We start from the raw sequence: 15,805 nt of genomic DNA on the forward strand, positions 1-15,805 counted from the left end.
GAAACCATTAAAAATAAGAACTAAACCCGATAAACTAACCCTTAAACAACTCATAGCTAGACGAACTTCAGACGCATGGATTTTGGGATCGGATTTTTATCAAACAACGTGATGTTGCCAATCCTAGATTTTTTCTATGGCATTGTGCCGAGCTACGGCTTTGCAATCATCGCCCTGACCCTTGTGATTCGATTTGCCGTTTATCCCCTAAGCGCCAAATCGATCCGCAGCATGAGACGCACGAAGATTACCCAGCCCCTAATGCAAAAACGGGTCAAGGAAATCCAAGAGCGCTACAAAAATGACCCGGCAAAGCAACAAGCCGCGATGTCAGAGGTTTACAAAGAATTTGGGAATCCCCTCGCCGGTTGTTTACCGATTCTGTTGCAGATGCCCATCCTCTTTGCCCTCTTCGCTACCCTGCGGGGATCGCCATTTGCCAACATCAACTACACCGCTAATCTGCAAATTCTCCCCAGCGAGAAAATGGAGCAGGTACAGCCCCAGGCGGTCGATGTTAAAACCCAAAATGTTTATTTTGATAGCGGTATCCATTACCCAATCACCTTGTCTTTACCCGCTGGGAATAAAGTCGGTGTTGGAGAAACTACCCAATTTGTTCTCCAGAGTGACTCCGGGAAGGACTTTGCGGCCCTGGCTGCCGAATATCCAGACAGTAACATCAAGCCCAGCTTTGAAGTTACCAAAGGTCAAGAACGAGTAGAGATTCAACCCGATGGTTCCCTCGTGGCCCTTGCGCCTGGGGATGTCAGCATCCAGGTAACTGTGCCGGGGATCGCCGCTGATAAAGGATTTCTCTTCATTGAAGCCCTAGGCCGCATTGGGGTCAATGGTGACGATGGTATCCACTGGGATATTCTCGGTATGGTGCTGTTCTTTGGGGTGAGCCTTTACATTAACCAGACTATTTCTGGGGGCGCTCCCAGCAGCAATAACAACAGCGGCGGCGATCAACAGCAGCAGGCCCAACAAACGGTGAACAAAATTACGCCGTTGATTTTCTCAGGGATGTTCTTGTTTTTCCCACTACCGGCTGGGGTGTTGATGTACATGACGATCGCCAACGCGTTCCAAACGGTACAGACGTTCATCCTTACGAAGGAACCTTTACCAGAAAATCTCCAGAAACTAGTGGATGAACAGGAGAAGTCGGAGAAAGGGCGCGACAAGCTTCCCTTTGAGCGCAAAGGTAGCAAGAAAAAAGAGAAAACTTCAGGTTAAGAGCAGATGAACGAGACCAAAATCCAACAGGGTGAAACCTGGCTGGCGACACTGCTTGAGTTGATGGCGCTTCCGGCTCCGGTTACTGCGGCGGTGAAACAAGGCCTTGATGGGGAAGATTCTCTCTGGTTGACCATTGATCACCAAGCACTATCTGAGGCCCAGCGGGAAAAATTAATTGGCGATCGCGGTCACTTAATCGATGCGATGCAATATTTAGCCAACATCACCCTGAACCACGATCTGCCGAAGGAGGAGCAATATCCCCTCACCGTTGATCTAGGGGGCTACCGCGAAAACCGCCTCAATGAACTCAAGGCGATCGCCACTGAAATTGCCCTCCGGGTACAAGCCACGGGGGAGGCAGAAGCGATTGGCGATTTATCCTCGGCGGAACGGCGGCAAATGCACGGCTTTTTTAAGGAATTTCCGCTCCTAAAAACCGAAAGTCAAGGTCAAGAACCCCACCGCCAACTCATTGTGCAATTGGCTCAATAACGGGGCTTCACCCTGAATATTTCCCAAGAGGCGGGCTTTGTCCCGTCTTTTTTGTGGGAGTTTTACGGTAGGATGGGGCTGATAAATGCCGCGTCATCGGAGGTTTGAGGTGATGGATCGGATTTTTATTCCCCGACTATTAAAGGCCCCCCAACAACAGGAGCAATTTGCTTTTGCGGAAACCCTCGCGGATTTGGAGACCTTGACCCCGGTGCGGGGTGAAATGGCGATCGCCCACCGTCAAACTTACCTCGAAGTCACGGCCCAGGCCGAAACGATTGTGACCCTCACTTGCGATCGCTGCCTCCAGCATTACAATATCCGCCTCACCGTAGACCGCACCGAACTGATTTGGCTCCAGAGTAACCTTGGCGAAGATCTCCCCGCAGAACGGGAAGTCAGCCTGGAAGATTTGGATGAATCTTTAGATCCCCATGGCTACTTTGAACCAGAAACCTGGCTCTATGAACAATTTTGTTTAGAAATGCCCCTGCGGAAAGTCTGCGATCCCCAACGTTGTCCTGGAGCAGAAACGAACCCAGACGATGCGACGCCGCAAATTGATGCCCGTTGGGCCAAGCTGGCTGACCTCAAACAACAGCTCTCTTCCTAGCAAAAGAGGCAGTCGCACAAGGATGATGACCCTTGGTTTTAGGGAAATTTCCCCCTAAGCTTAAACATTAATTGAGTTGCCCTGTGCTGAAAGCGCTTTACCTATGACCTTCCGCGAAGAATTTAGCCTCCTTCTCCGTGCCTGTTATCCGCTGTTGTATATCCCCACCCTCGAAGAAGAGCGGGTTGAAGGGGCGATCGCCCAATGTGCCGCGAACCTAGGACAGCGGACGGTCTACACCTGGGATTTTGTGGATGGCTACCAGGACAACCCCAATAACACCGGCTTTGGTAAACGGAATCCACTCCAAGCCCTCGAATTTATCGAAAAACTCCCCCCCAATATCGGTGGCATTTTTATCCTGCGAGATTTTCAGCGATTCCTCGAAGACATTGCGATCGCCCGGAAATTGCGTAACCTTGCCCGTCGTCTCAAGGCAGAACCGAAAAATATTGTGATTGTGGCCCCAGAGATAAAAATTCCGGCAGATCTGGCGGAGGTACTCACCATCGTGAAATTTCCCCTGCCCACCGCGAATGAAATCCGCACCGAAATTGAACGCCTTCTCCAGGGTGTCGGCCAAACCCCCGAAGCCCAACTCCTGAATGAATTAGTCCGGGCCGCCCAGGGACTTTCCCTAGAACGGATTCGCCGTGTGCTTACCCTGAGCCTGGCGAACCATGGCCAAATCCAAGCAGAAGACGTAGAACTTATCCTCGCTGAAAAGCGCCAGTCTATTCGTCAAACGCAAATTTTGGACTTCTATCCGGCCACGGAGCAGATTTCTGACATTGGCGGCCTCGACCGATTAAAAGAATGGCTATTACGTCGGGGGGGAGCTTTCAGTGAAAAAGCACGGGAATATGGTCTGCCCCACCCACGGGGACTGTTGCTCGTCGGCATTCAAGGCACAGGTAAATCTCTCACCGCCAAGGCGATCGCCCACCATTGGCATTTACCCCTGCTGCGCCTTGATGTGGGACGTTTATTTGCCGGATTGGTTGGTGAATCCGAATCCCGCACCCGGCAAATGATCCAGCTCGCAGAAGCCCTTGCCCCTTGCATCCTCTGGATTGATGAAATTGATAAGGCTTTTGCTGGGGCTGATGGGGGAGGCGATGGGGGGACAACCAGTCGCGTCTTTGGCACTTTTATTACTTGGTTGGCGGAAAAACAAAGTCCTGTTTTTGTGGTCGCTACGGCTAACAAAATCCACACCCTGCCCCCCGAAATGCTCCGGAAAGGCCGCTTTGATGAAATCTTTTTTGTGGGCTTACCCAGCCAGGCCGAACGGGAAGCAATTTTCAATGTCCATATTTCCCGCCTGCGGCCCCATAACCTCAAAAACTACGATGTAAAGCGCTTGGCCTACGAAACGCCTGATTTTTCTGGAGCTGAAATTGAACAAACCTTGATCGAGGCCATGCACCTGGGCTTTAGCCAAAATCGAGACTTCACCACCGACGACATTTTAGAAGCCGCGAGCCAAATCATTCCCCTGGCGCGCACCGCGAAAGAGCAAATCGAGTTTTTGCAACATTGGGCGACCTCTGGAAAGGCTCGCCTCGCCTCACGACAACAAAATTTTTTGAACCCCTAAGACCCAGGGAACGGTCAACTATAATGCTTTCTATGGGCCGTTCTTTTGATGTTGTTGGTGTCCCGGTCAGAGAGCAGATTTTATGAATATTTCTAATCTTTTTCAATTTATTCTTGGTTTTATCCTTGGGGTATTTCTGTTGGCGGTAGGCAGTGTTGGGGCTGCTTATTATTTCTTTAACCGCATGGCCGCTGCCCCGCCTAAACCGGTGTTTTCTGAGACCGTCGCTGATCCCCCAGAAACCACCCCGACATCGCCTCAATCCCAGGAGACCGAGCCTGAACCCACTACCACCGCTGCCAATAATGATCCAGAGGCAACCGAGGCCGAAGCAGAGGAAGAGGAAGCCCCAGAACCAGAGGTGTCTGAAACATCGACGGATAGCTATAAGGCGACGGTCACTTGGTCGAGTGGCTTAAGTTTACGGGCAGAGCCTTCCCAAGACTCCGCTCGCTTGGGGGGTGTTGATTATAACGCCGAGGTAACGGTGCTCGGCATGAGTGACGATCAAGTGTGGCAGCAAATTCGCCTAGCGAACGGTACAGAAGCTTGGGTAAAAGCGGGCAATCTCCAAAAGGTCAATTAATTAGGCAAACAGAATATCTGACAAGCCTCCCTTGATCGTCAGTTTAGGAAAAACGGCCTTTAAGGTAGATAGGGCGATCGCCGGACAAATTAGTCAAAAAGTAAAAAAGAATCCGGATGCCTTCGTTGTCTTAGTCAAGAATCATATCGTTTGATTGATATTAGATGGCAAGCATTATTAAGATTAATGATTATAAAGTTTTTAATAGAATTCTCTGAGTGTGATGCTGTTTCAGTTCCAAAAAACACTCAATAAAGTTGTATCCAAGCTCCTTAATTTAAAGGTGGAGTACCCTTGGTTATTGTTAACTTTGATCGTCGTTAGCTACCTGGGTAATTACTTTAAATTAAGCTTATTTTTTGGTATTGACTTTTTATTTGGTTCTATTGCAGTTTGGATAATTTTATTTTTCTATGGGCCTTTTTGGGCGATCATCGCTGGGGCGATCGCCAGTGTGCATACATTTTTTATCTGGCATCATCCCTATGCCATGGTTATTTTTATTGGAGAAGTTCTTTTTGTGAGCTTCTTTTGGCAAAAAAAACGCCGCAATATCAATATTCCTTTTTATGACGCGATTTATTGGTTGACAGTTGGTGCTGTTCTGATTTTCGGCATTTATTTTTTGATTTTAAAAATGGATGCCCAAGCCGTAATAACTATTGCTTTAAAACAATTTGTAAATGGGATATTCAATGCCGAAATTGCTAGTTTAATTATTAATTATTTTCCTTTTCTACTGCGAGTCTTCCCCCGGCGTTATCGGCGAGAAAATTCACTCCAAAAGATTGCCTTTGACGTCCTCCTGGCCTTTGTGATTTTTCCTATTTTGACGTTGATGATTTTAACTGCCCAAGAAAGATTTGAAACAATTGAACGGGATATTCATGATGTTTTAGTCACATCTAACCAGTCTTTGACGACAGAATTAAAACTTTGGGAAGCTGCTTATTTAGAGGCAAGCCAATACGCTATTAACAGTATTGCCCAGGATGATTTTCCGTTGGGCAGGCTTGATAATGTTCTCAGAGGGCTGCAAAGAGTTTATCCAGAACTCGCTTATATAGAAGTATTTGATGCAACGGGAAATCCAATTATTGCCTTGGATAATCAAGCTGACTCTATCCAACATATAGCAACAGAAGAGACGAATCAAGCACTGCAAAATTATCGACAAAGTAAGCCGTTTTTACAAGATGGGATTGTTGCTGCCATAAATCAACAAAAAGATCACTTACATATCGATTATCTTTTAGAAATTCCGGATAATTTAGGTTCGTTTTATCTTGATGTAAATGTTGATTTTTTAGCGGATTTTTTGCAACGAAAACTACAAGCGGTACGACAATATCCGCTCCGGGCGATCGCCACAACCCAGACAAATGATTTCGTGATTGCAGATTCTGCCAAACAGATCGCTGCGGGGGAGCCCTGGACTTGGTATGACGCACGGGATAACCAACCCTTACTTAGTCAAACGTTTATTTCCTTACCGGAGACTGTCATCGGTAAATCGGCGATCGCCCGCTGGCAAGAAGCCTTTGGAGTTATTGTTCAACCCCTAGAAGGCAGTGTATTTCCGGCTCAGTTATGGCTGACCATGGGACTGGCGGAGGATATGGATGCCCTGGAAAGTTACTACATTCGCAGTCTGATGATCGTCCTGATTTTGCTGTTGTTGGCAGTGGTGACGGCGGAAAAAATGAGTCGTTGGCTGACGGCACCGCTGAATCAACTGAGTGCGATGACCGCCGATATTCAAGAGGAGTTGCGGCAGCAGAAACCGATTCTTCCTCTCAAGAGCTATATCAGTGAATTTAATCGTCTGAGCCAAAACTTTGAGGTGATGCTCAATACCCTACGACAACAATTCCAGGCGATCCAGGCGACAACCCTCAACCTCGAAGAACAGGTAGAAACGAGAACCAAAGCCCTCTCAGAAGAAGTACGACAGCGGGAACTGATTGAACAGCAATTACGGCAGAGTGAAGAACGCTACGAGTTGGCGATCGCCGCTACCAATGACGGTATCTGGGATTGGGATCTCCGTTCAGATCAGGTTTATCGCTCCCGGTCTTGGTTTCGTCTTTTGGGCTACAAAGAATCCAACCTACAGCCTCGGATCACAGGTCGCCAAATGTGGGCCGATCTCGTTCATCCTGATGATCTAGCTCAAGCCCAGGCCGCCATGACAAACCATCTCCAGGGACTGACCGCAAGTTATCAAAACGTCCATCGTCTACGCCATTGTGATGGCCAATACCGGTGGATTTTGAGTAAAGCGAAGTGCCTCAAAGATGAACAGGACAACCCTTACCGCATTGTCGGCACAATCACCGACATTACAGACAAAGTGGAAGCCGAAATCCAACTGAAGCTTGCCAAGGAAGACGCAGAACAAGCCAACCGTGCCAAAAGCGAGTTTCTGGCGACCATGAGCCACGAGATCCGGACGCCGATGAATGCCGTGATTGGGATGGCGGAACTTCTCAGGGATACAGACCTCACGGCCCAACAACAGGAATTTATCGACATTATTCGTAATAGTGGCAGTAACCTCCTCGCGATCATTAACGATATTCTGGATTTTTCGAAAATTGAATCGGGAAAATTTGAGTTAGAGTTGCAGCCCTTTAACCTGCAAACCTGTTTGGAAAACTGTTTAGATTTGATGTCTACCCGGGCGATCGCCAAGCCCATTTACCTGAGCTATATCCTTGATCCCGATGTGCCCCACCACTTAATGGGAGATGTGACGCGCTTTCAACAAATCATGCTCAATCTCTTGGGCAATGCCGTCAAATTTACCAATCGTGGTGACGTTTCCCTCTGGGTACAAAAAGTCCCCACAGCGACGGGTGACGGGGATCAAGTCTGCCTGCGATTTGCGATCCTAGATACGGGGATCGGCATTCCGGCGCAGCAGATGACCCGGTTGTTCCAACCCTTTAGCCAGGGGGATGCTTCCACTTCGCGCCGCTATGGTGGGACGGGGTTGGGTCTCGTAATTAGCAAACGACTGGTGGAGTTGATGGGGGGGAAACTTTGGGTCGAAAGTGGTGGGATCATGGCTGGTCAATTTCCCCAGGAAATGTCCCCTGATCCGCCAAAAATCTTCCAATCCGTGGCGCGGCAAACGGTATTTTATGCGCAAATTCCCTTTACCATTGCCCCGATTTCCGCAAAAGAAATCACCCTCCACGAACTCCCGCCCCAACTCCAGGAGAAAAACTTCCTGATCCTCCATCCGAGTCCTTTATTTGCCCGCAGCATTTCCCATTTATTGACAGCAACTGGAGCAGCAGTTTCCCATACAACCATGGCCTCCGGTGCTTTGGATATCTTGCATCAACGTTCCATTGATCTGTTGATGATGGAGATGAAAACGGATCTTGTTTCCGCAGATTTTTTCCGACAAATTAAGCAATCTAGTCAAAATCCTGACCTGGCAATTGTGGCGATCGCCCCGCCCCTCAGTACTGCCGAATCGACTCATTATCCAGCCATCTCCCAGCAGCTCCAATTACGTCAGCCCATCAAGCAAGAGGCCCTTTACCATTGCTTGTCCCTGGCGATCGCCGAGGCCCTACCCACAACGGCCAGGGAGCCTGCCTCTCCCTTTGATGCGACCTTGGGGCAAGCCTACCCCCTCAGGATTCTGTTGGCGGAAGATAATATTGTGAACCAAAAAGTTGCCCTCAATATTTTGGCCCGCCTCGGCTATGGTGTAGAGGTGGCGACCAATGGCCTCGAAGTCCTGAGCCGTTTACAAAGCGATAACTATGATGTCATTTTGATGGATGTACAAATGCCTGCGATGGATGGCCTCGAAGCCACCAGACAAATTCGCCAGCGTGATGCCCGGTCGCCCCAGTCCCAGGGGAAGCGTCCCTGGATTATTGCCATGACCGCCAATGCGATGCAAGGCGATCGCCAAGTTTGTCTAGATGCGGGGATGGACGATTACCTGAGTAAACCGATTCAAGTAAAAAAGCTCCTCCATGCCCTAAAGGTCGCCTACCATTACCATCAGTCCCTCTCCACTACCCAGTCTTCTTCTGATTAAAGTCTATGGCCTCTTCATCCGCTGCCGACGAAGTCAATTTAGAACAATTAGCTGAGATGGTCAGCTATGACTTAGCAACATTGCAAGACCTCGTTGAAACTTTTTTAGGAGATACGCCCCTACTGATTGCGGCGATGCAGACGGGTTACGAACAACACAATCAGGCGGAGCTTGTGCGCAATGCCCACACCCTCAAATCCAGTAGTCGGCTATTTCAAATGGAGCAATTTGCTCGCCAATGCCAGGCCCTAGAGGGGGCAGCCCATGCCGAAGATTGGCCTCTCGTGGCAACTCTCTTACAGCAGCTAGGGCAAGACTATCAGGCGATCGCCGCTGCTCTAACTATTAAACTGACCCAATTAATGGCTTAGGCGGAGTCCTAGCACTAATTCAAAATAGCCTCGCAAGATAATCCAGCAGAATCGCTACAATTTTTGTTAGATCATCGTTTTGTGCAATGGAGAACTATGGCTTTTATTTTGACATTCCTTGGTAAAGGTGGGGTCGGTCGTTCCACTGTGGCGATCGCCGCCGCGAAAAAATATGCCCAAGCAGGTAAGCGGGTTTTACTCATCGGCCAAGATCCAAGCCCCGCCTGGGGGATCGCCCTGGGGATGTCACCGAGCTTTAGTCCCATTAACCTCGAAAATAACCTCGATGCCGTGCAGATCATGGCCACTGCCGCCCTCGAATCCGGCTGGGAGCAGGTCAAAGCATTAGAAGCAAAATATCTGCGATCGCCCACCCTAAAGAATGTCTATGGTCAGGAATTAGGCATTTTGCCGGGGATGGATAGCGCCGTGATCCTCAAGGAAATTTGGGATTACGACAAAAGCGGCCAGTACGATGTGATTATCTTTGACGGTGATGGCGACCTCAATACCCTACGATTGTTAGGCACTCCCGAAATTTTAAGCTGGTACATCCGCCGCTTCCGGGAAGTGTTCCAAGCCTCTGACCTGGGTCGTGCCGTTTCACCTTTTATTCAACCCGTGACCAGCGCCATTTTAAATGTTTCCTGGACGTTTGATAACTTTGCCGCTGAACCCACCCAAGAGGCAAACCAAGTCCTCGATGAAGGCAAAAAAGCGATGGCTGACCCCAACCGTTTCGCCGCATACCTCGTCACCGATGCCAGTGCTGGGGCGATCGCCAAAGCGAAATATCTCTGGGGCAGTGCCCAGCAGGTGAATGTGACCGTTGGTGGTGTCATCGTCAATCGTAGCGATGCAGATGTTGGCCCTGAATTTGAACCCCTGACGAATACCGCCCTACCCACAGTAGAGGCTGATTATTGGGAAGACCTCATTTCCCATCTGCCTGACTTTAGCCAAGCGGCCCAGGCTCCTCGGCCCCTGATCATCGATACCGCTGCCCGTCAGGTGAAAGTATTCCTCCCCACCTTTGACAAAAAACAGGTTAAGCTCACCCAATATGGCCCCGAAATCACCATCGAAGCAGGGGATCAACGGCGTAATATTCTGCTGCCGCCTCCCCTCAAAGGTGCTCCTGTAAAGGGGGCAAAATTCCAAAATCAATATCTAATTATTTCTCTGTAACTGCTTGGGAGAGAGTCCCTTGCAAGAAATTGCTGATGGCGAAAACAACCGCTCCAGAAACCATACTGGAGCAATCTTTTGGGAAGCATAAAATGAAAGAATGCCCAATAAATCAAGAAAAAACTTAAGAAAAAGTAAAAAATGTCTAAAATAGGGGACTTTTTCCGGAAAGCACGGCCAAATCAAGCCCGGAACCTATGAAGTTAGTCTGCGTTTCGTTACCATACATAAAATAAGCTTGAGGTCTTGATTGTAAAATTCTGGAGTGGTAGCCCGCTACAGCTGAATGGTCACTGGGAAGACATCATTGCTGGCCTGAGTGACTGCACCATCGACTGATTGCACATCTTTGTTTTTCGTTGTCCATCGTCCTAGAGGGATCTGAATTGTGGGAAAAACGCTTTGGCGCGATCGCCTAGAGCCGGATCAAAGTCACGGTTCGGCATTGGGGGAGGGAATGGGAGCTTCCTGCCAACGGCGTCAACTGTCCCCATCAACCTGGCAACAATGGCTCACCCAAAGAACCCCCGCACCATCTGGGGAAATTGTCAGCGAAATCACTAAAATTCCAGCGGTGGATAGTCTAGTGGTGCTCCGGGCCATTGAACAAATTCTGCCCAGTCCCCTCAATCACTTCTATTGGGAAAATCGCCAACAGCAACGGGCAATCCTCAATTTTGGCACCCTAAGCGAATTAGTTCCCCAGGGAGAGGATCGTTTTCGCCAAGCCCAGCAATTTATTACCCATTGGCAACCGAGAATTCAGCGCAATATCAACGTTCCGATTCCCTACTTTTCCTGTGGGTTCACTTTTTTTAGTGCCCAAACCCCCGAAGCGCCTTTTCCGGCTGGCTTGGTCACCATTCCTAGACTGCAACTGGTGCAACACCAACGGGATTATTTTTTAGTGCTCAATGGCGATCGCCAACAGCGCACCCTCTTACGCCAAATCGCTCAGCAATTGCGCCAGTTTCTCGCGACTCTGCCCCAGGAACTTGTCCCTTCCCTAGGGATTCGGGGCACTGTCTGCACCGCCTCAACGGGATTTACCCAGGCTGTCCGGCGAGCCCTCCGACTCATTGACCAAGGCAAACTCAGTAAAATCGTTCTGGCCCATGCCCTCGATGTCACGGCCAATCAAGCCTTTGATGTGGTGCATGCCCTGGATAATCTGCGCGATCGCCACCCGGACTGTTGTGTTTTTTCCCTCCGTAATCAGCGGGGTGACACATTTATCGGCGCAAGTCCAGAACGGTTGTTAGCGGTACAACAGGGACAATTGGTGACCGATGCCCTCGCCGGATCTGCCCCCCGGGGGGAATCTTTGCTCACAGATCAGCGTCTCGCCAAAAGCCTACTCCACAGTGAAAAGGAACAACGGGAACACCAGGCCGTGGCAGATTTTCTACTAGGACAACTCCAGAGCCTTGGTCTCGATCCCCAGGCGGCTCCCCGTAAGCTCCTTAAACTTTCTAATATTCAGCACCTCTGGACACCGATTCATGCAATCCTACCGCCGCAAATTCATCCCCTAGAGGTAGTAGCCCACTTACATCCAACACCAGCAGTGGCCGGTGTCCCCAGGGCGATCGCCTGTGCGGAAATTCGCCAAGCAGAAACCTTTGACCGTACCCTTTATGCCGCTCCTATCGGTTGGCTCGATAGTCAGGGCAATAGTGAATTTATCGTGGCGATTCGGTCGGCCTTAATTCGGGGTAACCATGCGCGACTCTACGGTGGGGCCGGAATTGTCGCCGGTTCCCAGCCGGAACGGGAATATGCCGAAGTCCAGTTAAAATTGACCTCCCTTTTGGAAGCCCTGACCTGAACTTTCCCCCAGGAAAAGTTGCTAAGATCGCAGTGTAACGGAAAGTAAAGGCCGCTCCCATGAAGCGCATTGTGATCATCACCGGGTTTGAAGCGTTTAATGCCAGCTTGTATCGGGATGCTGCCCAAAAGGCGATCGCCCGCTGTCCCGACCTGGAGGTGTTGACCTTTAACGACCGGGATTTGGTCAGTCAACCGGATGCCGTGGTCCAAGCTTTACAGGGGGCCGATGTTCTTTTCGCGAGTCTGATTTTTGACTATGACCAGGTGATTTGGCTGCGGGAACGGGTCGAAAATATTCCGGTGCGTCTTGTGTTTGAGTCGGCCCTGGAGCTGATGGCCCTGACTCGGTTGGGTAAGTTCATCATCGGGGAGCAACCCAAGGGGATGCCGAAGCCGATTAAATTTATCCTGAGCAAATTCACCAACAGCAAAGAAGAGGATAAGCTCGCTGGCTATCTGAGTTTCCTCAAGACTGGGCCGAAGCTGCTGAAATATATTCCCGCGAAAAAAGTTCAAGATCTGCGCAATTGGCTGATTATCTATGGCTATTGGAATGCGGGCGGAACGGACAATGTGGCGGCCATGTGTTGGGCGATCGCCGCAAATTATTTGGGTTTAGAAATCGGGGAATTGCCGGCTGTGGTAGAAACGCCGAACCTGGGTCTGCTCCATCCTGACCATGATGGCTATTTTCTCAGTCCCCAGGCTTACCTCGATTGGCATCACCGAATCTTTCCAGAGCAAAAATTAAACCCCGTCGTTGCCGTCCTCCTCTACCGCAAACACGTTGTCACCAAGCAACCTTACATTCCCCAACTGATTCGCAAATTTGAAGCTGATGGGTTGGTGCCCCTGCCGATTTTTATCAACGGTGTTGAAGCCCATGTAATCGTCCGGGATTGGCTGACCACCGACTATGAACAGCATCAAAGGCTCCATGGCCAGGTGGCCATTAAATCTCTCAAAGCCGATGCGGTTAGGGTTGAAGGCATTGTTTCAACGATTGGGTTTCCCCTGGTGGGTGGCCCTGCCGGTTCCATGGAGGCAGGGCGGCAAGTGGAAGTGGCGAAAAGTATCCTCACAGCGAAAAATATTCCCTACCTCGTTGCGGCTCCCTTGTTAATCCAAGACCTCCATTCCTGGACGAGACAAGGGATTGGCGGCCTCCAAAGTGTGGTGCTCTATGCCCTGCCAGAACTGGATGGGGCGATTGATACGATTCCCCTCGGTGGCCTCGTCGGGGAAGATATTTACTTGATCCCCGAACGGATAAAACGACTCACAGGACGGCTAAAAAATTGGATTCGTCTGAAAAATACGGCCCCAGGCGATCGCCAACTGGCCATTTTGCTCTATGGCTTTCCGCCAGGCTACGGGGCGACGGGCACAGCGGCATTATTAAACGTCCCCAAAAGTTTGGTCAATCTTCTCAAAACGCTCCAGGCTCAGGGTTACGACGTGGGGAATTTTCCAGAAGATGGGGAGGAAATTATTCGTTTGGTGAAAGCGGCTGATGAAGCCTACCGCCTTGATCCTGCCTTGGCACCCCAGCAGACCCTGGAAAATATCGATCTCAAAACCATGGATCGTTGGTTGGGTTATCTTCTGACCCAGAAAATTGAAAAACAATGGCAAAGTTTAACGAATACGGGTCTAAAAACCTTTGGCGGCAAATGTCAGGTGGGGGGCGTCCAGTTCGGGAAGGTGTGGATCGGCGTGCAGCCGCCCCTGGGTATCTCCGGTGACCCGATGCGGTTGATGTTCGAGAAAGATCTAACGCCCCATCCCCAATACGCTGCTTTTTATAAGTGGCTCCAAAATGAATTTCGCGCCGATGCCCTGATTCACTTTGGGATGCATGGGACGGTGGAATGGCTGCCCGGTTCGCCCCTAGGAAATACCAGCTATTCTTGGTCGGATATTTTGTTGGGAAATCTGCCAAATTTATATATTTATGCGGCGAATAATCCTTCAGAGTCGATTTTGGCGAAGCGGCGCGGTTACGGCACCCTGATTTCCCACAATGTGCCCCCCTATGGTCGGGCCGGTTTATACAAAGAACTGTTGGTGCTGCGGGATTTGATTGGGGAATATCGCGAAGATCCAGAGAAAAATGACGCTCTCCGCCCGGATATTATTCAAAAAATTGTTGATCTGGGCCTGCCGGAAGATTGTCCATTTACAGTAGGCCAGGAGCAGGGGAGCGAATTTACGGTCGAAAATGCCCCCTTATTCAGCAAAACCGCCCTCCAAAATTATTTCGTCCACATTTATGAATACCTACAAACCCTAGAGCAACGTCTCTTTTCCTCTGGTCTCCATGTCCTGGGGGAAAAACCCAGCCCCGAAATTATCCAAAGTTACCTCGCGGCCTATTTTGGCGATCGCCTGCCAGAAAATGTCCTCACCCAGGTCGCCCAGGGAGAGCAGGAAATTACTTGCAATCAACCGGAACTTTTGGCAGAAGCACGGGAAATTGGCGATCGCCTCTTGCAAACGGACGACGAAATGACCAATTTGCTTAAGGGTTTGAACGGCGAATATATTCCCCCGGCCCCTGGGGGCGATCTGCTGCGGGATGGTCTGGGCGTTTTACCCACCGGACGCAATATCCATGCCCTCGATCCCTACCGGATGCCTTCTCCGGCGGCCTATGCTCGCGGTCGGGAAATTGGCAAAAAAATCATCCAGCAACACCTTGAGGAAACGGGCAATTATCCAGAAACGGTGGCGGTGATGCTCTGGGGTTTGGATGCTATTAAAACAAAGGGAGAATCCTTGGGGATTCTGCTGGAGTTGGTGGGGGCAGAACCGATTAAGGAAGGGACGGGGCGCATTGTCCGCTATGAATTATTGCCCCTGGCAGTCGTCGGCCACCCTCGCATTGATATTTTGGCGAATCTGTCGGGCATTTTCCGGGATAGTTTTGTCAACATCATTGAACTACTCGATGATTTGTTCCACCGGGCCGCCACCGTAGACGAAGATCCTGCCCAAAACTTTATCCGCAAACACAGTCTCGAACTCCAGGCTGAAGGAGTCGAAAATACCACCGCCCGCTTGTTTTCCAATCCTGCCGGGGATTTTGGCTCCCTGGTGAATGATCAAATCGTCGAAGGCAACTGGGACAACAGCGATGAACTGGCGAAAACCTGGGAAGGCCGCAATCAATACAGCTATGGCCGCAATGATAAGGGTCAGGCACGCCCGGAGGTCTTGAAAAAATTACTCCAAACAGGCGATCGCCTTGTGCAAGAAATTGACTCGGTAGAATATGGTCTCACAGATATCCAGGAATATTACGCCAATACCGGGGGTCTGAAAAAAGCAGCGGAAAATGCCAGCGGCAAGACGGTGACAGCCAGCTTTGTGGAAAGTTTCTCAAAAGATACAACGCCTCGCAAATTAGAATCAGTCCTGCGCATGGAGTACCGTTCAAAACTGCTCAACCCCAAGTGGGCTGAGGCGATGGCCGATCAGGGGTCTGGGGGAGCCTATGAAATTTCCCAGCGAATGACAGCTTTAATCGGTTGGGGTGGCACAGTCGATTTCCAGGATCAATGGGTCTATGACCAAGCCGCAGAGACCTATGCCCTCGATGCAACGATGGCGCAAAAATTGCGAGATGCGAACCCCGAAGCTTTTCGGAATATTGTCGGGCGGATGTTGGAAGCCCATGGGCGCGGTTTCTGGGAAGCTTCCGATGAAAAATTGCAAAAACTAAGTGATCTTTATGACCTTACGGACGATGTTTTAGAAGGAATTACAACTTAATTGAGACAAGATTTCAAAGATTTGTAAGAAACTTAAT

Annotated in this window: 10 protein-coding genes; all 10 read left to right on the top strand. The window is 49.9% G+C overall.

Annotated elements, in window-relative coordinates; genetic code table 11:
- Positions 1–75: 75 nt before the first annotated feature.
- The 10 genes from yidC (at position 76) to bchH (ending at position 15,768) form a co-directional block, all read left to right on the top strand.
- On the top strand, positions 76–1,242 hold the full coding sequence (gene yidC / locus AACQ84_RS05040) for a membrane protein insertase YidC (RefSeq protein ID WP_012306618.1): 1,167 nt from the start codon (positions 76–78) through the stop codon (positions 1,240–1,242).
- Positions 1,243–1,248: 6 nt separating this feature from the next.
- Positions 1,249–1,740: a Jag family protein gene (locus tag AACQ84_RS05045; protein ID WP_012306619.1), complete on the top strand. Its 492-nt coding sequence runs from the start codon at positions 1,249–1,251 to the stop codon at positions 1,738–1,740.
- Between the two features lie 112 nt (positions 1,741–1,852).
- Positions 1,853–2,353, top strand: coding sequence for a YceD family protein (locus tag AACQ84_RS05050; protein WP_012306620.1), 501 nt, complete (start codon positions 1,853–1,855; stop codon positions 2,351–2,353).
- Positions 2,354–2,456: 103 nt separating this feature from the next.
- On the top strand, positions 2,457–3,953 hold the full coding sequence (locus AACQ84_RS05055; RefSeq protein WP_012306621.1) for an AAA family ATPase: 1,497 nt from the start codon (positions 2,457–2,459) through the stop codon (positions 3,951–3,953).
- A gap of 82 nt (positions 3,954–4,035) precedes the next feature.
- Positions 4,036–4,539, top strand: coding sequence for an SH3 domain-containing protein (locus tag AACQ84_RS05060; RefSeq protein ID WP_012306622.1), 504 nt, complete (start codon positions 4,036–4,038; stop codon positions 4,537–4,539).
- Positions 4,540–4,822: 283 nt separating this feature from the next.
- Positions 4,823–8,605, top strand: coding sequence for a response regulator (locus AACQ84_RS05065; protein WP_203414987.1), 3,783 nt, complete (start codon positions 4,823–4,825; stop codon positions 8,603–8,605).
- Between the two features lie 5 nt (positions 8,606–8,610).
- Positions 8,611–8,976 carry an Hpt domain-containing protein gene (locus AACQ84_RS05070; RefSeq protein WP_012306624.1) on the top strand — a complete coding sequence of 122 codons (366 nt, stop codon included), beginning with the start codon at positions 8,611–8,613 and terminating at the stop codon, positions 8,974–8,976.
- Between the two features lie 96 nt (positions 8,977–9,072).
- Positions 9,073–10,164 carry a Get3/ArsA fold putative tail anchor-mediating ATPase NosAFP gene (locus AACQ84_RS05075; protein WP_012306625.1) on the top strand — a complete coding sequence of 364 codons (1,092 nt, stop codon included), beginning with the start codon at positions 9,073–9,075 and terminating at the stop codon, positions 10,162–10,164.
- Between the two features lie 388 nt (positions 10,165–10,552).
- Entirely contained in the window at positions 10,553–11,992 is a 1,440-nt protein-coding gene (locus AACQ84_RS05080; RefSeq protein WP_041443413.1) for an isochorismate synthase, read from the top strand.
- 59 nt (positions 11,993–12,051) lie between these two features.
- Positions 12,052–15,768, top strand: a complete 3,717-nt coding sequence (bchH, locus tag AACQ84_RS05085) for a magnesium chelatase subunit H (RefSeq protein WP_012306627.1) — start codon at positions 12,052–12,054, stop codon at positions 15,766–15,768.
- The last annotated feature ends 37 nt before the right edge of the window (positions 15,769–15,805 follow it).

The sequence above is a fragment of the Picosynechococcus sp. PCC 7002 genome, assembly GCF_963860125.1.
In the GTDB taxonomy this organism is placed as follows: Bacteria; Cyanobacteriota; Cyanobacteriia; order Cyanobacteriales; family MRBY01; genus MRBY01.

Coding starts and splice junctions, on each gene's coding strand:
- yidC (WP_012306618.1), top strand. CDS start 76: ATGGATTTTGGGATCGGATTTTTATCAAACAACGTGATGTTGCCAATC.
- AACQ84_RS05045 (WP_012306619.1), top strand. CDS start 1,249: ATGAACGAGACCAAAATCCAACAGGGTGAAACCTGGCTGGCGACACTG.
- AACQ84_RS05050 (WP_012306620.1), top strand. CDS start 1,853: ATGGATCGGATTTTTATTCCCCGACTATTAAAGGCCCCCCAACAACAG.
- AACQ84_RS05055 (WP_012306621.1), top strand. CDS start 2,457: ATGACCTTCCGCGAAGAATTTAGCCTCCTTCTCCGTGCCTGTTATCCG.
- AACQ84_RS05060 (WP_012306622.1), top strand. CDS start 4,036: ATGAATATTTCTAATCTTTTTCAATTTATTCTTGGTTTTATCCTTGGG.
- AACQ84_RS05070 (WP_012306624.1), top strand. CDS start 8,611: ATGGCCTCTTCATCCGCTGCCGACGAAGTCAATTTAGAACAATTAGCT.
- AACQ84_RS05075 (WP_012306625.1), top strand. CDS start 9,073: ATGGCTTTTATTTTGACATTCCTTGGTAAAGGTGGGGTCGGTCGTTCC.
- bchH (WP_012306627.1), top strand. CDS start 12,052: ATGAAGCGCATTGTGATCATCACCGGGTTTGAAGCGTTTAATGCCAGC.